Origin of the sequence: Pedobacter sp. B4-66 (assembly GCF_018492665.1) — a bacterium.
In the GTDB taxonomy this organism is placed as follows: Bacteria; Bacteroidota; Bacteroidia; order Sphingobacteriales; family Sphingobacteriaceae; genus Pedobacter.
Map to the genome: position 1 here is coordinate 396,705 of NZ_JAFVME010000005.1, position 24,350 is coordinate 421,054.

Here is a 24,350-nt window from a genome sequence, read left to right on the forward strand (position 1 = left end):
AAATGATGGCAGAAATAGTTAGATGTGGTTGGTGTGGAACTGATCCTTTGTATGTTAAATATCATGATGAAGAATGGGGTAAGCCTGTTTATGATGATAAAACTTTATTCGAATTTCTAATTCTTGAAGGTGCTCAGGCTGGCTTAAGCTGGATCACTATTTTAAGAAGAAGAGAGGGCTATAAGCAAGCTTTTGCCGACTTTGATGTAGAAAAGGTTGCTGCTTTTACAGAAGCTGATGTGGAACGGTTGATGAATGATGCCGGTATCATTAGAAACAGACTGAAAGTTAATGCTGCGATAAACAACGCAAAACTTTTTATAGGGATACAAAAAGAATTTGGTTCATTTTCCGACTATATGTGGGGCTTTTTGCCAGATAGAAAACCAATTCTTAACCCTGTTAAATCTTTAGGGGATGTACCTCCAAGAACTGAGATTTCAGACTTGATTAGCAAAGATATGAAGAAGAGAGGCTTTAAATTCTTTGGAACAACAATCTGTTATGCCCATATGCAAGCTACGGGAATGGTAAACGATCATGTGGAGGGGTGTATAAGCAGATAGTTTAAGATTATTTTTTCTGCATATCATTGTATGCTGCAACAAAAGCTTTAATCAATTTGGCATCAAAAGTTTCTGTTGCTTTTATGCGCTCTGCAAGATCTTCGTCGTTGGTAAGTTTTTGAAGTAAAATGCTTTTTATGAGCTGTGTTTTTCCTTCTGAATTACCACCATCCGCAGGAATTTCCTGCATTGGCCCTGTTCCAAATTTTTCAATAAAATATGCAGTTGGAAGGTTGCGATTGGTTGGTTCAGAATCATTTCTTCTGCCTCCTCCAAATGAGATGCCAACACCGCCGCCTACTCCTCCAAAGCCACCGGTTCCTGTTCCAATGCCAACAGATGGTCTAATGCGTGCTCGTTTTGGCTGTGGGTGTTCAATACTGGTAGTGCCACCAATTGCGTATAAATTTACAGCACCTTGTTCTATGATTTTAAAGAACCTATGTTCCATTTTCTTTTTGATTACGATGGGTTTGCTAACATAAGTTTCGCCATTCCATAAAAACTCTTTAATGTCGCTAGCCTTATACTGAGAGATGGTTTCGTCATCATTCTTAAGAATAACCGTCGAAAAATCAGTCCCCTGTATTGTTCCTCTAACAAAATTTCCTGAAGCAATAACTACCGCATCCTGTGCAGATGAGTGCAATGCAGCTGCTAAAAGCATTGTCAATAAAGCGAAGGTTTTAAGTGCTCTGTTCATAATTACTCAAATAACGGAATTTCTTTTGTGTTTGTTATCTAATCCGATCTCTATTATTAACTTTGAGATATGTTGAAAGTAGTAACTTTCACAATCATTAATTGAATCAGATACCAATGAAAAAACTTTTCCTTCTTGATGGCATGGCGCTTATTTACCGGGCTCACTTTGCACTAAGTAAAAACCCAAGGTTTACCTCTACAGGAGTGAATACCTCGGCAGTTATGGGCTTTACAAATACTTTACTGGAAGTACTTAAAAAGGAAAAGCCAACGCATATAGCGGTTGTATTTGATACAGAAGCACCCACTGAAAGACATATAGAGTTTGAAGCATATAAAGCTCATAGGGAATCAATGCCTGAGGACCTTTCTGCTGCGCTTCCTTATATTTTTAAACTGATAGAGGGTTTTAATATTCCGGTAATTACAAAAGATGGATATGAGGCTGATGATATCATTGGAACTTTAGCTAAAGAAGCTGAGAAAGCTGGTTTTCAGGTGTATTGTATGACTCCTGATAAGGATTTTGCACAGTTAGTGTCTGAAAATATCTTCATTTATAAACCCGCCAGAATGGGTAATGATATGGAGATTTTAGGTGTAAAAGAAGTGTTGGCTAAATGGGAGATCGAGAACGTTAAGCAGGTAATTGATATCCTTGGTTTGTGGGGTGATGCGGTTGATAATATTCCTGGGATTCCTGGAATTGGAGAAAAAACGGCTAAGTCGTTAATTAAGCAATACGGTTCTGTAGAAAATATTATTGCAAACTCACATGAGCTTAAAGGAAAGCAGCGTGAGAATGTAGAGACCTATGCCGAGCAGGGAATGATCTCTAAAAAACTGGCAACCATTATACTTGATGTTCCTGTCCCTTTTGATGAAAAGGCTTTGGAACTTGAAGAACCTAGCAGAGAATTACTGGAGCCTTTGTTTGCAGAACTAGAGTTCAGGACAATCGGTAAACGTGTTTTTGGGGATGGATTTAGTGTAAACGAAGGTAAAACCGGGGGATCACAACAAATTGATCTTTTTGGTAACGCGGTAGATCAACCTGAAAGCAAATCGAAGCCGACAGTTGCGGTTTCGGAAGTGTTTGAGCAAGTTGTGGCATCCAAAACCATTGAAAATACTGAACACGACTATAAATTAGTAAATACTCCGGAGCTTTATAAGGAGCTTGTAGCATTACTCTTAAAGCAGGAAAGTATTTCATTCGATACTGAAACAACAGGTACTGATGCGAATCTTGCAGACCTTGTAGGAATGTCATTTAGCATAAAGCCAGGTGAGGGTTATTATATTCCGGTACCTGCTGAAAGAGCAGATGCTCAGTCTATAGTTGAAGAATTTAGGCCAGTTTTTGAAAATGAAAATATTGCCAAAATAGGTCAGAACATTAAATACGATATGCTTGTATTAAAATGGTATGATGTATCGGTAAAAGGGAAACTATTTGATACCATGCTTGCGCATTATTTGATTGATCCTGATACACGTCATAATATGGATGTGCTGGCTGAAAACTATTTGAGTTATTCGCCCATTTCAATAACTAAGCTTATTGGTGCTAAAGGGAAGTCGCAAGGAAATATGCGCGATGTTCCTGTTGAGCAGGTGGTAGATTATGCTGCAGAAGATGCAGACATAACCTTACAGCTTGCTAATGTGTTTAAACCATTGCTGCAACAACTCAACGCGGAGAAACTTGCCACAGAAGTTGAAAATCCTTTGATTTATGTGCTTGCAGATATTGAAAAGGAGGGAGTTAGGATCGATATGGATACCTTGATTAACTATTCAAAGGAACTTGAGCTGGACATCAGAAAGTTTGAGCAAAATGTTTATGATAAATGCGGTATTAAGTTCAATTTGGCATCACCAAAGCAACTTGGAGAGGTTCTTTTTGATAAGTTGCAGTTAGACCCTAAAGCAAAAAAAACAAAGACAGGTCAATACCAAACCGGTGAGGATGTGTTATTAGCGCTTGCTCATAAAAGCGATATTGTTCAGGATATTTTAGATTTCAGACAGTTGCAAAAATTGAAGTCTACGTACGTTGATGCATTGCCATTGCTTGTTAATCCTAAAACTGGGCGTGTTCATACTTCATACAATCAGGCTGTTGCCGCAACAGGAAGGTTAAGTTCAAATAATCCAAACTTACAGAATATTCCTATCCGTACAGAAAGGGGTAGGGAGGTGCGCAAAGCATTTATTGCAAGAGATGCCGACCATGTTTTGCTATCTGCGGATTATTCTCAGATAGAGCTTCGTATTATCGCTGAGATCAGTAAAGAAGAAAATATGCTGGATGCTTTTAATAAAGGTATTGATATTCACACTGCTACAGCGGCAAAAGTATATGGTATTTCAATTGAAGAAGTTGATTCTACACAGCGTAGAAATGCAAAGGCAGTAAACTTTGGGATTATCTATGGTCAATCGGCTTTTGGCTTATCACAAAATTTGGGTATTCCACGTAAAGAAGCTGCTGCGATTATTGATCAGTATTTTGAGCAATATCCGGGCATTAAAAAGTATATGTCTGATACGATGAATTTTGCGCGTGAGAATGGATTTGTAGAAACTATTCTAGGCAGAAGAAGGTATTTAAGAGATATCAATTCGGCCAATCAAACTGTACGTGGTTTTGCTGAGCGAAATGCGATCAATGCACCTATACAGGGTTCTGCTGCAGATATGATTAAAGTAGCAATGATTAACATCCATAAGGACATTCATGATCAGAAACTTCAATCAAAAATGACGATGCAAGTGCATGATGAGTTGGTTTTTGATGTGTTAAGGACTGAGGTTGAAGCGATGAAAAAGATTATTTCTCATAGGATGAAGACAGCTATTAAAACGACTGTTCCAATTGAAGTAGAGATTGGTGAGGGAGATAACTGGTTAGCTGCCCATTAATCTCTTAACTTATAAAAGGCCCCGTTAACATGATTTTTCATATTAACGGGGCTTTGTATTTTACTGACCAAACATTCCGCCCAATCCACCAAACATATCTTTGGTTGCTGCTTGCATTTCGGTAGCGCTAACCTGATCTGCTTGTGTTAATGCCTTATTGATAGCTGTTAATAGCAATTCTTCAAGCTCTTCTCTGTCCGCTTGTTTGTGGAATTCTTCACTGATTTCTACTGCCGTGATTGCTTTGTTTGCAGTTGCAGTAACACGTATTGCTCCACCTTCAACTTCTCCAAAAACAGAAATTGTATCTAATCTTTTTTTTATTTCATCAGCCTTCTGCTGGGCTGCCATTAATTTATCGAACATAAGTTGTTGTTTTTATTATAAAACGAAATTAAGCGAATTTGGTTTAAAGTAAAGCCAATAAAATGAAAAATAGGGGTTATTTGTTCATTAATGCCGCGTTGAAATCAACAAAGAGCTTGAAGAGGTCCTGGTATTCTGTTAAAGGAAGGGTTTTAGCCCGGTCATAAATGTCGTGGTATGCATCGATTCCTCCGGTAGTATAAATAAAGAATGCAGGAACATTCTTTTCTGTAAAAAAGTAGTGGTCACTGTTAGCTGCCTTACCTCTTGAATTGATTTTTACAAGGTATTTTTTATTGTCGTTAAGCTGATTTAGTATTGAAAACTCTTTAGGATGAATGGTTGCATTTACTACAGTAATGCCTGTTTGACCAGTACCCACCATGTCTACATTGATTAAAAATCTAATCTTTTCAAGAGGCAGGAGCGGGTGTTCTGTGAAATACTTAGAGCCAAGTAATCCTGCTTCTTCCCCGGCAAAGCAAATAAATGCAATAGTGTAGGGCTGGGGATTAGCGGCGTAATACTTTGCAAGTGACAATAGAAGGGAAATTCCGCTTGCATTGTCATTGGCTCCTGGGAAATATGTTTTGCTACCCATTCCGCCTAAATGGTCGTAATGTGCTGTAATAACTAATACTGAGTCTGGTTTTTCTGTTCCCTTTACTATTCCACAGATATTGGCAGCATTAAATTCAGGAATAAATGAATTTTCAATGTTGATTTCAAAGTTAATAGGGTAACCTTTTATCGCTTTTTTATTTATTTGTATGCCAGTGAAATCATCTTGGAGAATGGCTGGAGACCAGGTAAGTTTATCCTTAAGTACAGCAACTACGCGCTGGCTAGTGTCGGCAAAAGTAATGCTGTCTTTTTGTTCAAATTTCCCCTTGGCGATTTTTCCGATGCTTTGGGGCATTACAATAAAATCTTTACCGGGGCTAAGTTTTTTACCATTAATGGTAACCCGCATCTTTCCAGGAAAGGTGTTAACGGGATAAGAAAATGGCTGTTTAAAATCAGCTCCGCTCATTGGGCTGAGTCCGTAGGACTTAAAAGCAGAAGAAATAAAATCTGCTGCTTTGTCCATTCCATTATTGGTATAACCCCTTCCCCACATGGCTTTTGAAGTAAGTTCCTTTACCATTTTACGGGTATTGTGGATGTTCTGTGAAAGAACAGGACCAGCAACAAAAAGAAATAATATTAATAAATACTTTTTCATAATAACCGCAAAGAGAATTTCAATATAGGGCTAAACTTACGGAAAGTTTAAATTTTGTGAGTTTAAAACACATATCAAACAAGATTGTTATAGTTTGATTAATTGAAACTTATGGACGTTCGGTCAAATGAGCCGTTTTGGCTGGTAAAAAATGGGATAATCCATTCCTATCCGTCCTTAAGGACAGATTCGAGTTGCGACGTGTTGGTCGTTGGCGGAGGAATTACAGGTGCCTTGATGGCACATGCTTGTGTAACTAACGGGTATGAAACTATATTAATTGATAAGAGAGAGATTGCTAACGGGAGTACTTCTGCTACCACATCTATGCTTCAATATGAAATTGATATTCCATTATATAAATTGAAGGAATTGATAGGAGAGCAGGGAGCAATAGCGAGCTATCTAGCATGCAGAGATTCTATTTATAAGTTGGAAAGCCTTGTGAAAGAGATTGACTCGCTATGTGGATTTAAAAAAAAGGAATCTCTTTATTTTGCTGGGAAGAGTAAAGATGTTAAATGGTTAAAACGGGAATATGAAGAACGTAAATCGGCAGGTATTGAGGTGAAATGGCTAGATAAAAAGGAAATAAGGACTATTTATGGCGTTGATGCTGAAGGGGCAATTCTATCTGCAGATGGGGCAAGTGTGGATGCGTTTTGTTTAACCCATGATTTGCTGCACTATAATTCTAAAAGAGGATTGAGCGTATTTGATAAAACTGAACTTAAAAAAGTAAGCTATGAAAAAAACTTTGTAAAGATCAGGTTAAGTACAGAGGCTGAAATTACTTCCAGACATATTATCTATTGCACGGGATATGAAACTCAAAATATGATGCCCGAGAAGATAGTGCAATTAAAAAGCACTTATGCAATGGTTAGTGAAAAGGGAGATCGACACTCTGAAGCATGTGCAGAAACTTTGTTTTGGAATACGGATTCCCCGTATTTATACATGAGGACAACAGCAGACGGAAGACTTCTTGTGGGCGGAGAAGATGAAAATTTTAAGAATGCTCTGAGAAGAGATCTGCTTTTGAATAGAAAAAAGGAGGAATTAGAAAAAACATTAAAAAAATATTTTCCTGATAGCTCGTTCATTGAAGATTTTTGCTGGGCGGGTACTTTTGGTGAAACTAAGGATGGTTTGCCCTATATAGGAACGCATCCTAAATACCCAAAAAGTCACTTTTTGCTTGGTTTTGGGGGCAATGGGATCACTTTTTCAGTAATAGGTATGGATATGATTATTGAGATGATGGAGGGGAGGCCCAATATTCTGTCTCATTTCTTCAGATTTGGACGTTAAATTAAGTGCAGAAAATCATTATAAAAATGTAAAAAAATTAAAAACGTATTGCACAACTCGATATTTATTTAAACCTTTGCGCCTCAACTCATTTAAAGAATTATTATACACAGAAAATGATTAAGCACGCGACCCATAAACTTTCTATTGTAGAAGCAAAAAATATTGCCTCTAGAAGTTTGTTTATTAAGCGTTTGCGACCCGTTTTTTTTGTAACCACTAATCGGCAAAATTATACGCCGAGGATTTGAGTAAATCTCTGCGTAAAGTCTCTACGCATTTCCACAGAGGATTGCCTCTCAAAAAACAATTAATCAGAACATTTATTTTTTTTCGTTAACATATTAATGAATATCAACGATTTTATAGTGCAAGTTGCACTTCCTGAACATCGTGCCTTTGCAGAAGAAATTTGCGAAGAAATGGCAGAATCGGCAAAAGCTCGAGGTACAGGTATCGCTAAACGCTCTCCGGAGTATGTAGCAAATAAAATGTCAGATGGGAAGGCCGTAATAGCTTTTCATAAGGATGGCTCGTGGGCAGGATTTTGCTATATAGAAACCTGGACACATGGACAATTTGTAGCCAATTCAGGCTTAATAGTTAGTCCTAAGTATAGAAAAGCAGGACTTGCTCATGCTATTAAAGAAAAGATTTTTGATCTCTCAAGACAAAAATATCCTAAAGCAAAAATATTTGGTTTAACTACAGGACTAGCTGTAATGAAAATCAATTCGGATTTGGGGTATGAACCTGTAACTTATTCAGAGCTTACCCAGGATGAAGAATTTTGGAAAGGTTGTCAAAGCTGCGTGAACTTCGAAATTTTAAAGATGAAGGAACGTAAGAATTGTATGTGTACTGCAATGTTATATGATCCAGTGGAACAAAAACATGATGTTGCTAAGAAATTTGCAGAAGAATTACACAAAAAACCTAAACTTTATGAGCGTTTTATGCGTATTAAGCAGCGTTTGGTGCTTAGCTCAACATCAAGACCTCATAATAAGGGAGGGTTGAAATCCCTATTTTTAATGTTTACCGTTTTATTTAAATAGCTGTTATAAAGATGAAGAAGAAAGTTGTTTTAGCATTTAGCGGAGGTTTGGATACCTCATTTTGCTGTATTTATTTAGCACAGGATCGTGGATTAGAAGTGCATTCTGTTATTATAAATACTGGTGGTTTTTCTGATGAAGAATTAGAGGAAATAGAAAAACGTGCTTATGCTTTAGGTGTTGTTTCTCATGCTGTGGTTGATGAGACCACAAACTATTATGACAGCTGTATTAAATATTTGGTTTTCGGCAATGTATTGAAAAATGCAACTTATCCATTATCGGTAAGTGCTGAACGTGTAAGTCAGGCAACTGCAATTGCAAACTACGTTAAGAAAATAGGTGCTGATTACGTCGCTCATGGAAGTACAGGAGCAGGTAACGATCAGGTTCGTTTTGATATGATTTTTAATATCATCATCCCGAATGTAGAAATCATCACTCCTATTAGAGATTTGAAGTTATCCCGCGAAGCGGAAATAGAATATTTGAGCAATCATGGTGTTCATTATAGTGCAGAAAAAGCTAGATATTCTATCAACAAAGGCTTATGGGGAACATCTGTTGGTGGAAAAGAAACTTTAACTTCTAACGAGACATTACCAGAAGAAGCATGGCCAACTCAGATTTCTGTAACTGAGCCACGCAAGCTTACCTTGACTTTTGCAAAAGGTGAATTGGTAGGTATTGATGGTGAAACTTTTGAGTCGGTTAGAGCAATTCAAAAATTACAGGCAATTGCACAGCCTTATGGTATTGGAAGAGATATCCATGTTGGCGATACTATTATAGGAATTAAAGGGCGTGTGGGTTTTGAAGCTGCGGCTCCAATGGTGATTATTAAAGCTCACCACACGCTTGAAAAACATACTTTAACGAAATGGCAACTTTCTTGGAAAGAGCAATTGTCTTCTTTCTATGGTAACTGGTTGCACGAAGGTCAATTCCATGATCCTATTATGCGTAACATTGAGGCATTTTTAGCAGATACTCAGAAAACTGTAAGTGGAGATGTATTTGTTGAATTATTACCTTATCGTTTCAATATTATTGGGATTGAATCAGAACATGATTTGATGAGCAATAAATTCGGTAGCTACGGTGAAATGAACAACGCATGGAGCGGCGAAGATGTTAAAGGTTTTTCAAAGATTTTTGGTAACCAGGTAATGATCTGGCATAAAGTAAATAATCATGAAGATTAAAGCAGGTATAGTTGGGGGTGCAGGATACACTGGAGGCGAAATGCTTCGTATTCTTGTGAACCATCCAACTGTTGATATTGTATTTGTACATAGTAACAGTAATGCGGGAAACCTTATTTCTGATGTACATACAGATTTGTTTGGTGATACAGACTTGCGTTTTACAGGTGAATTATCATCAGAAATTGATGTCTTGTTTCTTTGTGTAGGTCATGGTGATGCCAAGAAGTTTTTAGATGCGAATACCATTGATAGTCGCATTAAAATAATTGACTTGAGTCAGGATTTCAGATTGAAAGTTAATGCAGGAAGCAAATGGGTGTATGGTTTGCCGGAATTAAACCGTGAAGCAATACAAAAGGCAAGTTATATTGCTAATCCAGGTTGTTTTGCTACCTGTATTCAATTGGGATTATTGCCTTTGGCATCAAAAGGTTTGTTGAGTAGTGAAGTGCATATCAATGCAACAACCGGATCAACCGGAGCTGGACAAAGCCTGGCTTCAACCTCTCATTTTAGCTGGCGTAACAACAACCTGTCGGTGTATAAAGCTTTTGAACATCAGCATCTTAATGAGATAGGTGAGAGTTTAAAACAACTAGAGCCAGGGTTTAATGAAGTTTTAAACTTTATTCCTCAGCGTGGTGATTTTACCAGAGGTATTTTGGCAGCAATGTATCTAGAGAGCGATTTAACTGCTGAAGAGGCGCAGCGCATATATGAGGATTTTTATGCGACGCATCCTTTTACTCATGTAAGCAAAAGAAACATCGACTTAAAGCAGGTCGTAAATACCAACAAGGGTTTAGTACATGTAGAGAAACATGGCAGTAAACTTTTTATTGTAAGCATCATCGATAATTTGCTAAAAGGAGCAAGCGGGCAGGCGGTACAAAATATGAATTTGATATTTGGGTTAGAAGAGGGTACAGGACTCCGGCTTAAAGCAGCTGGATTTTAATTTGTATTTAACCCTTTTCCATTTAACCCATGCTATTGTGAGATCCTGAACTAAATTCAGGATGACGTAAAGCAAAAAAAAATAAAAAATGAACTTATTCGACGTATATCCATTAAATAATATAGAAATAGTTAAAGCATCAGGCAGTACCGTTTGGGACGCTGAAGGACAAGAATATCTGGACCTTTATGGAGGTCATGCTGTTATTTCAATCGGGCACACTCACCCTCACTATGTGCAACGCTTAACTGATCAGCTTAATAAGGTTGGTTTTTACTCTAATTCAGTTAAAATCCCTTTGCAAGTGCAATTAGCGGAGAAGTTAGGGGAGGTTTCTGGAAAGGCAGATTATCAGCTTTTCTTGTGTAACTCTGGTGCTGAGGCTAATGAGAATGCTTTAAAACTGGCCTCTTTTTACAATGGCAGAAAGAAAGTTATTGCATTTAAGGGCGCTTTTCATGGCAGAACATCTTTAGCTGTTTCTGCTACTGATAACCCTAAAATTATTGCTCCTGTAAATGAAACTGATAACATCGTTTTTCTACCTCATAATGATGAAACTGCTTTAGAGCAGGCATTTGCTGAGTATGGAAATGATGTGGCGGCAGTAATTATTGAAGGAATTCAGGGTGTTGGAGGAATAAAAGAAGCTTCAGTAAACTTTTTACAAAAGATCCGTTCACTTTGCGATCAATACAATGCAGTTTACATAGCAGACAGTGTTCAGTGTGGATACGGTAGAACAGGACTTTTTTATTCTCATGATTATGCTGGTGTTAATGCCGACGTTTATACCATGGCTAAAGGAATGGGTAACGGTTTCCCTGTTGCCGGAATTTCTATTGCTCCAAAGTTTAAGCCTTGGCATGGTATGTTAGGTACTACTTTTGGTGGTAATCATCTTGCTTGTGCAGCAGCTTTGGCTGTTCTTGAGGTTATTGAACAAGATAATTTATTGAAAAATGCCGAAGCAGTAGGTAGCTACCTGATAGAAGAATTAAAGAAAATTGAAGAGGTAAAAGAAGTACGTGGACGTGGCTTGATGATAGGTATTGACCTTCCTGAAAGTCTTTCGAACGTTAAAAAAGACCTTTTATTTAAACATAAAATATTTACAGGTGAAGCTAAGCCTAATGTAATTAGACTTTTACCTGCATTAAATTTAACTAAAGATCAGGCAGATCAATTTTTGAAAGAATTTAAAATTGCTTTAAAAGGATGAACCAATTCACCTCAGTAAATGATGTACAAGACATCGGCCAATTGGTTAAAGACGCATTGGCGCTAAAGGAAAGCCCTTATTCACATCAGCATTTAGGAAAAAATAAGACTCTTGGTCTCGTTTTTCTAAACCCAAGTTTACGCACACGCTTAAGTACTCAAAAAGCAGCATTAAACTTAGGGATGAATGTGATGGTAATGAATATGGATAAAGAAGGCTGGGCATTAGAAACACAAGATGGTGTGGTAATGAACGGAACTACTGTTGAGCATATTCGTGAAGCAGCTGCCGTAATGGGTCAGTATTGCGACATTTTAGGCTTACGCTCTTTTCCTAAGTTGATAAACAGAGATGAGGATTATAACGAAGACTTTTTCAATAAGTTTATTAAATATTGTAAAGTTCCTGTCGTAAGCTTAGAAAGTGCTACTCGTCATCCTTTACAAAGTTTAGCAGATCTTGTTACTATTAAAGAAACCTGGAGTGGAGCAGCTAAACCAAAAGTGGTATTGGCATGGGCGCCTCACATTAAGGCATTACCTCAGGCTGTTCCAAATTCATTCGCAGAATGGATGTGTAAGGCCCAGGCAGATGGAATGCTTGATTTTACCATCGCTCAGCCTAAAGGATATGAGTTAAGTGAAGATTTTACTCCTGGTGCAACCATTACACATAACTTAGATGAGGCATTAAAAGGGGCAGATTATGTTTATGTTAAAAACTGGTCTAGCTTTAAAGAGTATGGAAAAGTACTTACCTATCCTGAAGGGTGGATGCTGAATAATGAAAAATTAGTAGGAACAAACGATGCTAAAGTTATGCATTGCTTACCTGTTCGCCGCGACCTTGAGCTATCCTCCGAAATATTGGATGGGCCTAACTCATTAGTGATCCATGAAGCTGGAAACCGCTTATGGGCAGCGCAGGCAGTGCTAAAACAAATGTTAGAAAAATTATAATAGAAGACTGTACGTATGAAGAAGCTCAGTGTAATTAAGATTGGCGGGAATGTTATAGATAATTCAGAGAAACTAAATCAGTTTTTACTTGATTTTACAGCACTTCCAGGAGATAAGATTTTAATTCACGGTGGCGGTAAAATTGCAACCGAACTGGGTGTATCATTAGGCGTAGAAGCCAAAATGGTAGAAGGACGACGTATCACTGATATAGAGACACTGCGGGTAGTTACCATGGTTTACGCCGGATTGATTAACAAGAATATGGTTGCTCAATTGCAGGCTAAAGGCAGTAATGCTATTGGTTTAACTGGAGCAGATGGGAATATTATCAAGGCGGCTAAAAGACCCGTAAAGGATATTGACTATGGTTTTGTAGGTGATCTTGATGAGTCTTCGGTATCTTCAGCTACTTTAGATAGTTTGCTAAAAGCCGGTCTTGTTCCTGTGTTGTGTGCTATAACCCATGATGGAGAATCGCAATTGCTTAATACCAATGCAGATACTATTGCCTCTGCTGTTGCTGTTGCCATGTCTTCTCTTTATGATACTTCTTTGATTTACTGTTTCGAAAAACGAGGTGTAATGAGAGATATTGATGATGATCAATCATTAGTACCTGTGATTAAAATGGGAGAGTTCGAGACATTGAAAAATGAAGGTGTAGTTTCGGGAGGAATGATTCCTAAATTGCACAATGCATTTGAGGCTATAAAGAGTGGAGTTAATGCAGTATATATTGGCAAGGCAGATGAATTGCCACAAATAGATCAACAGAATTTCGGAACCAGATTAATCAGATAATTATGAACCAGTTTAAAGGCAGTATTGCCATTTTAGGAAGCGGAAATATTGGTGTCTCATTAGCCAAAGGGCTAGTTAAGGCAAGTTATGCACAACCCGGTCAGATTACGCTTACAAGACGTAACATTTCTAATTTAACTGCATTTTCTGATCAGGGATTTATGGTTAGCGGAGAAAATGCTGCAGTTGTTGCTGCGGCTGATATTGTGGTTTTGGCTGTTTTGCCACAACAACTTAATCAGTTACTGGAACAAATACGCCCTGCAGTTGATCCGAAGAAACAAGTCTTCATCTCTGTTGCATCTGGTGTAAGTTGTATTGATATCAGAAATAAACTGGGAGAGGGAGTACAGGTTGTAAGAGCGATGCCTAATACGGCAATAGCTATAGGTCAATCTATGACTTGTGTAGCCACTGATAATGCCTCAAAAGAAAATGTTGATGAGGTGATCAGGATGTTTGAAACTGTTGGGTCTGTTGTTAAAATTAACGAGGATTTAATGACTTCTGCAACTGCATTGTGTGCTTGTGGAATTGCATTTTTCTTACGTGCGATAAGAGCAGCATCGCAAGGTGGTGTTGAAATCGGCTTCCATGCAGATGAAGCATTAAAAATGGCTGTACAAACAGCAAAAGGTGCAGCAGATTTGCTATTGCAAATGCAATCACACCCTGAACAGGAGATTGATAAAGTTACTTCGCCTAAGGGATGTACAATAGCTGGATTAAACGAGATGGAGCATAATGGCTTCAGCTCATCTTTAATTAAGGGTATCAAGTTATCGGCAATTAAGGCCGGGGCTTTATACACTAAAGAATAATTATTTATGATAGAACAACTGCAAAAAGATAGTTTAGGATTGTTGAAAAAACTAATAGGCATTCAGTCTTTTAGTAAAGAGGAAGATAAGACGGCTGATGCGATTGAACAGTTTTTGCAGCAACGCGATATAAAAACATACCGAAAGCTTAATAACATCTGGGCTTACAATAAGCACTTTGATGCGAGTAAGCCTACATTGCTTTTAAACTCTCATCATGATACCGTAAAGCCGAATTCAGGCTATACGCGCAATCCTTACGACGCGGAAGTAGAAGATGGTAAATTATACGGGCTGGGTAGCAATGATGCAGGAGGATGTCTGGTATCGCTTATAGCGACATTTCTGTATTACAATGAACAGGAAGAATTGAGCTACAACATTTGCTTGGCTACAACTGCTGAAGAAGAAATTTCGGGAAATAATGGTCTTGAATGTGTGCTTCCCGATTTGGGAGAGCTGGAATTTGCGATCGTAGGAGAACCTACTCAAATGAATCTTGCAATTGCCGAACGCGGATTGTTGGTTTTAGATTGTACTTCAACTGGAAAAGCAGGCCATGCGGCACGTGAAGAGGGAGATAATGCAATTTACAAAGCACTTGCAGATATTGAATGGTTCAGAAATTATCGCTTCTCTAAAGTTTCAGAGGTGTTTGGTCCATTAAAAATGTCGGTTACTATTATCAATGCCGGTTCTCAGCATAATGTAGTTCCAGCTACTTGTACTTTTACTGTGGATGTGCGTGTAACTGATGCATATACCAATGAAGAGGTGCTAAAGATTATCCGCACTAATGTTGATTGTGAGGTAAAGCCTAGGTCCATAAGATTAAAGCCGTCTTCAATTGATAAAGAGCACCCACTTGTTCAATCGGGGATCGCACTTGGAAGAACTACTTATGGCTCTCCAACAACTTCTGATCAAGCTTTGTTGAGTATTCCTTCTGTAAAGGTTGGTCCTGGTGATTCAGCCCGTTCTCACATGGCTGATGAATACGTTTTTGTTAATGAGGTTGCCGAAGGTATTGAGCTTTATATTAAAATGCTTAAGCCGGTTATAAAAGGCAAATAAAATACTTCTTGCGGCCTGTCTTCATTCTGAGGCAGGCCTTTTTTTAATAATCATCCCATAGTTGATACTAGCTTATAGCTTCTCTAAAGGTTGCAGGGCTTTCGTTTTATTCAAATTGGTGTTTCTCGGATATTTTTAGTTTGGTGTTCAGCTTAATTTGCGTCTTGTAGTCTTTAAGGGGCTATTAACTATATTATTCATTCAAAAAACTAAACTATGAAACAAAGATTACTCATGGAAATGGTCATCTCGTCCTGTCGGTTCGAAAGACATCTGTTTGTTTGTCAGTAGATTCTGTTCTTATTTTTGATTGTTCTTGTTAACCAAAACCATAAAAATATTTACATTTACGTTAATGTCAAATCTCTCATCATATTCTTTTCGGTTAAAGCTCATGGTTTTCTTATGCTTAATACTTGGCGAATCAAAGGGGCAAATAAAACCTGTGTACGAAAGCGATAAATATAAGGCAGATAGCATACGAATTAAACAATTATTAGATTCAGGATTTAAAGTTGTAGATGCCCAGCCTGATAAAGCTGAAAATTATTGCAAAAAGGCATTAGAGATTGCCAATAATACAGGAAATCTAAAAGGAGTTATTGCTGCAAACAATACTTATGTCATAGTACTTCTTATTCAAGGAAAATATCGTGGTGCACTCGATGTGGCATCAAAGTCGGTAGCTTTGAGTAAACAAGTCAAAAGCGATGCACATTTGGCTCAGTCTTATTCACGAAGGGGATTGGCTGGTATTTTTTTAGGGCATTTTCAAATGGCTGCTAATAATTTGCTTGATGCAGCGATAATTTTGGAAAGGATTGGCAGCAAGTTAGAGATACAGAAATCATTCAATATTTTATCAATTGTTTTTACTGAACTGAAGGATAAAAAGAAATCATTGGAGTATGCGCTAAGTGCCGAAAGTCTGGGAAGGAGCAATAAGGATCTCTCTGCTGATATAATGACACTAATGCAGTTGGCAAGAGCAAGAGCGCTGAATAATCAATTTGAAATATCCAATTCACTTTTTGATAAGTTACTGCCATTGGTCAAAAAAAAGGAGGATATAGGGACACTAACTTATACTTATGTGTATATGGCTGAACTGGCTGTTCAGGAGCGCAAATATAAAAAGGCACTAGATCTTTACCAGATTGCTTATAAATTGGCCGTCCAATTAAAAATTCCAGACTGTTTAATCTACACCAATGGAGGTTTGGCTAGGGTCTATTATGAGTTAAACGATTACCAGAAATCAGAATATCATTTGCTTCAGGGGATAAGTTATGCCCGTAAAGTGGAGTCAGAGAATATGCTTAGAGAGCTTTTGTTATTAGGTTCTGAGCTTAAAGAAAAACAAAATGAATTACGAGATGCGCTGCATTATAGAAAAGAGTATGAACAGTTAAATGCCAGGCTATTAGGCTTGGATCTTCAGCAGAGTATACAGCGATTGGAAGCCGAATTTCAAAACTCGGTGAAAGAAAGAGAGATTGCTCAGCAAAAGCTACTTAATGCTAAAAATCAATTGAAAATATCTCAAAAAGACAATTATATAGTAATCTCAATCTTTGTTATTGTTACTCTAGCTGCATTTACACTCCTGATCTATTTTTGGTATAGAAATAAGCAAAGAATTGCAAATAAAAACCTTGTTTTGCTTCAAAAGGAGAAAGAGATGCAGGTACTTCGGGCTATGATTGATGGAGAAGAAACTGAGCGATCACGATTAGCCAAGGACTTACATGATGGTGTCGGTGGGCTACTATCCGCAACAAAAATGCACTTGAGTATCTTGCAAAATGATCAGAATTATCCAGACATCCACAATCATTTTAATCATACAGTGTCGATGCTGGATAGCGCCTCTCAGGAAATTAGGATGATTGCACACAATCTTGCCCCTGAATTATTAGTGAAATTTGGTTTAAATAAAGCGTTGGCAGCCTATTTTTCAAGACTACAGTCACCAAAATTTAAGATTAATTACCTAAAAGTCGGTGAAGTTCCAAGATTAGAAAGCAATTTTGAGTTACTGGTTTACCGTGTTATACAGGAGCTAATAAATAATGTGATCAAACATGCGCATTCAAATTATGTATTGGTGCAAATGAGCTATCATGAAAATGCACTGTCAATAACAGTTGAGGATAATGGAGTAGGTGTAAAAATGGGCGAAAGTGAAGGCCTTGGTTTTAATAACCTAAAATCAAGGGTTGATGCTGTAAATGGTTACATAGAAGTTGATTCATCACCAGGCAATGGAACAACTGTTTTTGTGGAGTTTGACGTTAAGAAGTATATTAAACAAGAAAAGGGATTGATTATACAAAATACAGGTTTATGATACCTATTACAATTGGAATAGCCGATGACCATCTGTTGGTCATTCAGGGCATAAAAGCAATGCTAGCCAAAAAGAGTCATTTGAGTATTGTGTTCGCAGCGGAGAATGGGAAATCATTATTTGATAATTTAAAAATCGCACAGCCAGACGTACTCCTATTAGATATCCAGATGCCCGATGTGAGTGGGATCGATCTGTGTCAACAAGTCGCAAAAGATTATCCTTCCGTAAAAATAGTGGCATTAACGAATATGGACGAATCGTTTTATGTGAAACAAATGATCCGAAATGGGGCAGCAGGCTATTTGCTTAAAAATACGGATCAATTTACCATGATAGAGGCAATTGAGGAGGTTATGATGGGCAATCAATATCTTGATAAACAGATTCAAAAAAATCTGATGGAAGAAATGCTCCTAGGTAAAAAAAGGTCTGCTCAACAGGTGATGCTAACAAAGAGAGAATTAGAAATACTTGGACTAATTGCAAAGGAATTTACCAATCATGAGATTGCAGAAAGTCTTTTCATTAGTTTAAGGACCGTTCAAACTCATCGTTTAAACATCAGCCACAAGCTAAATGCTAAGAATATGGTTAGCCTTGTTAAAGAAGCATATAAGAGAGGCCTTATTTAAAACTAAGTAAATTACGTATTTATAAAACTACCGCAGGCTGCGGATGTGGCACGTATCCCACGCTTTTAATTTTACCTAAACAAAATTAAAGGCAATGGAAAAGACTTACATCCCTGGCATAACTGCCAAAATTACTATCCCAACATCCGACTGTATTAAGAAATACTGCGAGATGAAATCGTTGGGAGTTAACTTTATTAAAGCTCCGGCATATTCCCATCGTGGTTTATCAGCAGATTTTATTGATGCTTTCGGTAACGAGTGTTCAATACTTGAAGAGCGGAATTATCAATCTTCATACGCTTTCTGTGATGAGATACGCTAGAGAGTTAAGCAACCGCAATACGATATCCTGCGATACTGTTCGGAATGCTACTACTGAGATGCAGGAGAATCATTACACATTTAAGTTTGTTTTGAGGGGCCAACAGGATTACCTAATGGCAAAACGTAAGGTTAGCATCTTTCCGGATAGCTTTCTTTTCCTTCCTCCAGGAACCAATTATACAAGTGTTATTGATTCTTATGACCCTGTAGATATTCTTTCGGTTTCGGTAAGTGCTAATTTTCTGTCAGATTTTCACAGCTCTTATTATAGCCGTACGGACTTGTTGTCGGGTGTTGCAGAATCCAACAATGAGATTCCTGAAGTGTTGGAGTCATTTTATCCTTTTAGTGGTGATATGCGATTTACTGTAATGCATTTATATCAACAGTTAATTGAAGGAGAAGCGGATGAGTTACTGATCAATGAGTATCTGCACCATTGTTTGCTAAACTTTTACAGAATAAGAGGAAGAGAGGTTAACAGCCGAATGGAAAGGCTGGGGGCATTAAAGGCAAGTACCAGACAAGAGTTATTTAAACGATTGATATTGGCAAAGGAGTTTATTAGTAACAATTATAATAAAAAGTTTAATCTGAACGATGTTGCTCGCTTTTCTTGTTTGTCTGTTAATCACTTATTAAGGACGTTTAAGGAGGCTTATGGGGTATCGCCTTATCAGTTTCTGACACAAGTTAGGCTAGAAAGGGCTAAGTACTTTTTAGAGCATGCAGATTACCAGATTGCTTACACTTCAATGATGGTAGGATTTGAATCAGTAAGCTCTTTTATCCGTGTGTTTAAAAGCACATTTAATATCACTCCGCGTAGATATAAGAGCTCATTTTCAATAAATAAGCCATGTTAAGGTTTTTGATTGCTTTATTGGCACTAGCCTGTTTTAGTCCTTTCATATGTAGTGGGCAATCAGATTCGACAGTTGTTGCCACTGAATATGCCTATTTTGATTTACCTGATAAAAGAATAGGAATTCTTAAGTCTATATATGAAAAGCCGAACTTAAGTTTTTTAGTATTGCACGATGATGAAAATACTGGTCTAAATGCGGCTAAAGCCTTCTGCAGAAGTAATGGTGGATCATTGACGGAACTCCAATACGGAAACGTTAGAAATATTTCTTTTGGAGGACAACCACCGAGATACGCTTTTGACCCTAATCAGATATTTAATAACATGGGGCTAGAGAAAAGCTTAAAGAAATACAGCATTGGTAAAACTGTTGAAGGAACTGTAAAGCACGCTAGAGGACTTGCACTATCATTATTTGAGCTTTATAAGCCAGATAGTTTAGGGTATATAATAACCCTTCATAACAATACCGACGAAAACTTTGGTATCCAATCCTATCAGCCCGGAGGGTATTTATTTGGAGTAGCTGACAGCATTTATGTTAATCCTGAAATGGATACTGATGATCTGATTTTTGTTACGGAACCTGCCTTTTTCAATTATCTGAAACAGCAGAATATCAATGCGGTTTTGCAAAGTGTAAGTGCGTTGGACGGCTCCCTGTCTGTGTATGCTCAAATAAACAGAATTCCGTATGTAAATATTGAAGTTCAGCATGGGCATGACGATGAACATTTGCGATTAATTTATGCGGTTGAGCAGATGTTTAAAACAATAAGGTTTGATGAGTTTTATGCAAAAGGTAAATGAGAGAGCTAAGAACATTTTTTAATAAAATATTATTCACAATTTATATAAATTTTCTAATGAAAACTATTAGATCAAATGAGAGAAAACAAAGTAGTGGATACAAGAAAAGTATAATGACATTACTTGTTGTGTCGCTTTGTAGCTTTGCTGGGAATGCACAATTCCTTAAAAGGTTAGGCAAGAATGTTGCCGAAAGAGCTGTAGAGCGTGGAGCAAATAAGGCTGCTGACAAGGTAGTTGATAAGCAAATTGATAAAGCATTTGAAGAAAAGGAAAAAGCTGAAAAAGAAAAAAGCGGAACAACCGAAGCTCCCGAAGAGAAGCAGGAGCAGATTGCCAGCTATTCGAAATTCGATTTCATACCTGGAGAGCAGGTGCTGTATGCAGAGGATTTTGTACAAGATAATATCGGAGAACTGCCATTAAACTGGAATTCTAATGCAAATGGTACTTTAGTTGGCATTGAATCCCCAAAAGGAAACTGGCTAAAATTAAGCAAGGGGAAATACTTATCTGGCAGTAAACTAAAAACATTTGGGAATGATTATACAATCGAATGGGATATGATTTTAAATGTAGTATCTAAATCAGGGTATTATCTTCCTCCCGTATCATTTGGAGCTTTTAGTAGTGGTGCAGATAGTAATGATGACAATAAATTTCTAAGTGACCACCGCCAGGTTCACTCATTTGAGTTCAAAATAGATCCTAATGAAAAACTAAATACAGCCATTGCAATGGCTAGCCATAATGCACATAAGGAGACCTTTCGAAGCGATCGAAAGACTTTGAGTGGATTTGGAAAAACGATAAGAAAAGTGGCTCATTATGCCCTTTCTATACAGGGAAGCAGACTAAGGTTATGGATTGATGAAACTAAGGTGTTTGATGTTCCAAAAGCAGTAAATCCTGGGGCTACAATTAACCAGTTGTTTTTCGCAAGTGAGACGACAGGTGGATACGATGATGAAAATTATAGTTATCTGATCTCAAATATTAAGGTGGCTTCAGGTAAACCAGATACTCGGTCAAAGTTGATAACAGAAGGGAAGTTTGTGACTTCAGGAATTTTGTTTGATGTAAATTCAGATCAGATAAAACCGCAGTCATATGCTGTTCTTAAAGAAATTGGAGATGCTTTAACGACAAATCCCGATGTAAAAATCAAAATAATTGGCCATACGGATTCAGATGGAAGTGCAGCGTCCAATCTTGCCTTATCTAAGAAGCGCGCTGAGTCCGTTAAAAAGTTCCTTAATACTACTTTTTCCATAAAGGATGAAAGAATGGAGACCGATGGGAAAGGACTAACAATACCTGTTGCTGATAACAAAACCCCTGCAGGAAAAGCTTCAAATAGAAGGGTTGAGTTTGTTAAGTTGTAGTAGATATAATTATATAGGGGCGTAAAAATACACTGCTATAGGCGCTATACTGATTATGGTAGGTACCTTTGTTTTAATCTCTTAAAACTACCAGCAAAAAAAGTGTATTTTTGCGCAAAACCTACCTGAACAATGCAGGTGTCTATAATAGATTATAATGAAGATCTGGCAAAAAAACGTAAACGTAAATAAAGATATTGAAACTTTTACTGTAGGTAAAGACAGGGAACTGGATTTGCAAATGGCTGCTTTTGATGTGCTTGGTTCCCTTGCACATGTTGAAATGCTTGAAAGCATAGGCCTACTTACCGCAGATGAACTTAAGGAAATTCAAAAAGAACTTAAAAATATCTATGCCGATATTGAAGCCGGTAATTTTACGATTGAAGATACAGTAGAAGATGTACATTCTCAGGTAGAATGGCTACTTACCCAACGAATTGGAGATGCAGGTAAAAAGATCCATAGTGGAAGATCACGCAATGATCAGGTTTTAGTAGATCTTAAACTTTTCTTTAGAAACTGCATTGAGGAAATGGTAGGCAATACTACCGTTTTATTTGGTCAGTTATTGGAATTAAGCAATACGCATAAAGATAAACTTTTACCAGGCTATACACACTTGCAGATAGCCATGCCATCTTCTTTCGGATTGTGGTTTGGCGCATATGCTGAAAGTTTGGTTGATGACATGGAATTAATGCTTGCTGCGTGGAAGATCTGCAATAAAAACCCTTTGGGGTCTGCAGCAGGATATGGTTCTTCTTTTCCATTAAACAGAACAATGACTACTGAGTTATTAGGCTTTGAAAGACTAAATTATAATGTGGTATATGCTCAGATGGGTAGAGGTAAAACAGAGCGCATCTTAGCACAAGCTATGTCGTCCGTTGCTGCCTCATTAGCTAAAATGGCAATGGATGTTTGCTTGTTTATCAATCAGAACTTTGGTTTCATTAGCTTCCCTGATGAACTAACTACCGGGTCAAGCATCATGCCTCACAAGAAAAATCCAGACGTATTTGAGTTGATTCGTTCTCGCTGTAATAAGATACAGGCTTTACCAAACGAGATTGCGATGATGATCACCAATCTTCCTTCAGGATATCATAGAGACCTTCAATTATTAAAGGAGAACTTGTTTCCTGCAATAACTTCTTTAAATGAATGTTTGGAAATGACTACCTTTATGTTGCAAAACATAAGCATTAAAGACAATATTCTTGCTGATAAAAAGTATGCGTACTTGTTCAGTGTAGAGGTGGTAAATGAACTTGCATTAAAAGGTACTCCTTTCAGAGAAGCATATAAAATTGTAGGTGAGTCAATCGAAAACGGAACATTTACACCGGGTACAGAAATACACCATACTCACGAAGGAAGCATTGGCAACTTATGTAATAGTGATATTGAGGACATGATGGATGAAATCCTGTCTCAGTTTAAATTTGAAAAAACGAAAGAAGCGATTCAGCAATTGCTGTCCTAATCTTTACAATATAAAGCATAAGAAATGAATGTATCAGTATTAGCAAACACCCTTATCGGCTCTGAAATCATTAAAATAGGTAACGAGGTTAATGATATGAAACGAAAGGGGGCGCAGATTGCAAATCTGACAATTGGGGACTTTGATCCGTCGATTTTTCCGATCCCTGCTGAACTTAAAGAGGAGATTATTGATGCTTACCATCATAATCAGACCAACTATCCGCCTGCTGAGGGTATTTTACCCCTTCGTGAAACAGTAGTTGAGATTTTAAAGGACAGATATTCATTGAACTATGCTGTGTCGGATATTTTGATAGCAGGAGGTTCAAGACCTTTGATTTACGCAACTTATCTTGCATTAATTGATCCGGGTGATAAGGTGATTTATCCTGCCCCATCATGGAACAACAACCATTATTGCCACCTTTCATCGGCAAAAGGCGTAGCTGTAGTAACTATAGTAGAGAATAACTTTATGCCTACTGCTGCTCAGTTAAAGCCACACTTAAAGGGAGCAACTCTACTTGCGCTTTGTTCTCCGTTAAATCCAACTGGTACCATGTTTACTCAGGAGCAATTGGAAGAGATCTGTGAGGTGGTTATTGAAGAAAACAAAACCAGAGGTGCCGATGAGAAGCCTTTGTATATCCTGTACGATCAAATCTATTCTTTACTAACTTTTGGGCGTACACATGTTAATCCGGTAAGTTTACGTCCTGAACTGAAGGAATACGTAATCTATATAGATGGAATTTCTAAATGTCTTTCTGCTACAGGCGTTAGGGTAGGATGGGCTTTTGGTCCGGAAGTTATCATTAGTAAAATGAAAGCTTTGCTTGGTCATATCGGAGCATGGGCGCCTAAAGCTGAGCAGGTAGCAGTAGCTAAATACTTTAAAAACAATAGTCTTGTTGATAATTTCCTGAACTCATTTAAAAAGCAAGTTCAAATTAGTCTTGATGAATTACATAACGGATTTCAGCAATTAAAATCCGAAGGCTTTAATGTAGATTCAGTGATCCCTATGGGGGCTATTTATCTGACGCTTAAAATCGATTACATAGGTAAAACCACACCATCAGGAGGATTGCTTAAAAATAGTGCAGATGTAAATTTCTACTTGATTAAAGAAGCTCAGGCTGCGTTGGTTCCATTCTCTGCTTTTGGAAACGACGAATCAATGGCCTGGTTTAGAGCTTCCGTTGGTGGATGCTCTTTGCAGGATATTAAAGACATGTTGCCAAGAATTAAAGCAGCACTAAGCAAGCTTAAATAA

At 37.6% G+C, this 24,350-nt stretch carries 22 protein-coding genes; 19 read left to right on the plus strand and 3 right to left on the minus strand.

All coding sequences use genetic code 11. The features are described from left to right. The first annotated feature begins 2 nt into the window (after positions 1-2). Complete coding sequence (locus tag J1905_RS11190; protein WP_502928729.1) at positions 3-566, plus strand: DNA-3-methyladenine glycosylase I; 564 nt, start codon at positions 3-5, stop codon at positions 564-566. A 7-nt stretch (positions 567-573) separates the two neighbouring features. On the opposite strand, the gene J1905_RS11195 is transcribed toward J1905_RS11190, so the two are convergent. Beyond that, complete coding sequence (locus J1905_RS11195; protein WP_214227332.1) at positions 574-1,269, minus strand: hypothetical protein; 696 nt, start codon at positions 1,267-1,269, stop codon at positions 574-576. Between the two features lie 116 nt (positions 1,270-1,385). On the opposite strand from J1905_RS11195, the gene polA reads away from it, so the two are divergent. Further along, entirely contained in the window at positions 1,386-4,199 is a 2,814-nt protein-coding gene (gene polA, locus J1905_RS11200; RefSeq protein ID WP_214227333.1) for a DNA polymerase I, read from the plus strand. Between the two features lie 60 nt (positions 4,200-4,259). Here the strand turns inward: polA and J1905_RS11205 are convergent, their stop codons facing one another. Both J1905_RS11205 and J1905_RS11210 read right to left on the minus strand, forming a co-directional pair. Continuing rightward, positions 4,260-4,565, minus strand: coding sequence for a YbaB/EbfC family nucleoid-associated protein (locus J1905_RS11205; protein WP_048908217.1), 306 nt, complete (start codon positions 4,563-4,565; stop codon positions 4,260-4,262). 76 nt (positions 4,566-4,641) lie between these two features. After that, positions 4,642-5,790 (minus strand): M28 family metallopeptidase, encoded by a 1,149-nt coding sequence (locus J1905_RS11210; protein ID WP_214227334.1) that lies wholly within the window; start codon positions 5,788-5,790, stop codon positions 4,642-4,644. Positions 5,791-5,901: 111 nt separating this feature from the next. Between J1905_RS11210 and J1905_RS11215 the strand changes: the two genes are divergently transcribed. From J1905_RS11215 to J1905_RS11295, 17 genes are all read left to right on the plus strand, one after another. Next, complete coding sequence (locus J1905_RS11215; RefSeq protein WP_214227335.1) at positions 5,902-7,104, plus strand: NAD(P)/FAD-dependent oxidoreductase; 1,203 nt, start codon at positions 5,902-5,904, stop codon at positions 7,102-7,104. Between the two features lie 347 nt (positions 7,105-7,451). Then, complete coding sequence (locus J1905_RS11220; RefSeq protein WP_108204577.1) at positions 7,452-8,162, plus strand: N-acetyltransferase; 711 nt, start codon at positions 7,452-7,454, stop codon at positions 8,160-8,162. 11 nt (positions 8,163-8,173) lie between these two features. Next, entirely contained in the window at positions 8,174-9,367 is a 1,194-nt protein-coding gene (argG, locus tag J1905_RS11225) for an argininosuccinate synthase (protein ID WP_214227336.1), read from the plus strand. Then, positions 9,357-10,328 carry an N-acetyl-gamma-glutamyl-phosphate reductase gene (argC, locus tag J1905_RS11230; RefSeq protein ID WP_214227337.1) on the plus strand — a complete coding sequence of 324 codons (972 nt, stop codon included), beginning with the start codon at positions 9,357-9,359 and terminating at the stop codon, positions 10,326-10,328. The genes argG and argC overlap by 11 nt, the downstream gene beginning before the upstream one ends. 88 nt (positions 10,329-10,416) lie before the next feature. Further along, positions 10,417-11,550: an aspartate aminotransferase family protein gene (locus J1905_RS11235; RefSeq protein ID WP_214227338.1), complete on the plus strand. Its 1,134-nt coding sequence runs from the start codon at positions 10,417-10,419 to the stop codon at positions 11,548-11,550. Continuing rightward, positions 11,547-12,509 (plus strand): Rossmann-fold NAD(P)-binding domain-containing protein, encoded by a 963-nt coding sequence (locus J1905_RS11240; protein WP_214227339.1) that lies wholly within the window; start codon positions 11,547-11,549, stop codon positions 12,507-12,509. Before J1905_RS11235 ends, J1905_RS11240 begins: the two co-directional genes overlap by 4 nt. 15 nt (positions 12,510-12,524) lie before the next feature. Continuing rightward, positions 12,525-13,313 (plus strand): acetylglutamate kinase, encoded by a 789-nt coding sequence (argB, locus tag J1905_RS11245; RefSeq protein WP_214227340.1) that lies wholly within the window; start codon positions 12,525-12,527, stop codon positions 13,311-13,313. 2 nt (positions 13,314-13,315) lie between these two features. After that, entirely contained in the window at positions 13,316-14,134 is an 819-nt protein-coding gene (gene proC / locus J1905_RS11250) for a pyrroline-5-carboxylate reductase (protein WP_214227341.1), read from the plus strand. A 6-nt stretch (positions 14,135-14,140) separates the two neighbouring features. After that, a complete protein-coding gene (locus J1905_RS11255) occupies positions 14,141-15,208 on the plus strand; it encodes a M20 family metallo-hydrolase (RefSeq protein WP_214227342.1) in 1,068 nt (355 codons plus the stop codon). A gap of 355 nt (positions 15,209-15,563) precedes the next feature. Continuing rightward, positions 15,564-17,558, plus strand: coding sequence for a tetratricopeptide repeat-containing sensor histidine kinase (locus J1905_RS11260; RefSeq protein WP_214227343.1), 1,995 nt, complete (start codon positions 15,564-15,566; stop codon positions 17,556-17,558). Next, entirely contained in the window at positions 17,555-18,193 is a 639-nt protein-coding gene (locus J1905_RS11265) for a response regulator (RefSeq protein WP_214227344.1), read from the plus strand. The genes J1905_RS11260 and J1905_RS11265 overlap by 4 nt, the downstream gene beginning before the upstream one ends. A gap of 94 nt (positions 18,194-18,287) precedes the next feature. Beyond that, the gene (locus J1905_RS11270; protein WP_214227345.1) at positions 18,288-18,518 is read left to right on the plus strand and encodes a hypothetical protein; all 231 of its coding nucleotides are present in this window, start codon (positions 18,288-18,290) and stop codon (positions 18,516-18,518) included. Next, complete coding sequence (locus J1905_RS11275; RefSeq protein WP_214227346.1) at positions 18,505-19,386, plus strand: helix-turn-helix domain-containing protein; 882 nt, start codon at positions 18,505-18,507, stop codon at positions 19,384-19,386. The genes J1905_RS11270 and J1905_RS11275 overlap by 14 nt, the downstream gene beginning before the upstream one ends. Continuing rightward, a complete protein-coding gene (locus J1905_RS11280; protein WP_214227347.1) occupies positions 19,380-20,198 on the plus strand; it encodes a hypothetical protein in 819 nt (272 codons plus the stop codon). The genes J1905_RS11275 and J1905_RS11280 overlap by 7 nt, the downstream gene beginning before the upstream one ends. Positions 20,199-20,254: 56 nt before the next feature. Continuing rightward, positions 20,255-21,583, plus strand: a complete 1,329-nt coding sequence (locus J1905_RS11285) for an OmpA family protein (RefSeq protein ID WP_214227348.1) — start codon at positions 20,255-20,257, stop codon at positions 21,581-21,583. Between the two features lie 157 nt (positions 21,584-21,740). Further along, on the plus strand, positions 21,741-23,072 hold the full coding sequence (gene argH, locus J1905_RS11290) for an argininosuccinate lyase (protein ID WP_214227349.1): 1,332 nt from the start codon (positions 21,741-21,743) through the stop codon (positions 23,070-23,072). 24 nt (positions 23,073-23,096) lie between these two features. Continuing rightward, positions 23,097-24,350 carry a pyridoxal phosphate-dependent aminotransferase gene (locus J1905_RS11295; protein WP_214227350.1) on the plus strand — a complete coding sequence of 418 codons (1,254 nt, stop codon included), beginning with the start codon at positions 23,097-23,099 and terminating at the stop codon, positions 24,348-24,350.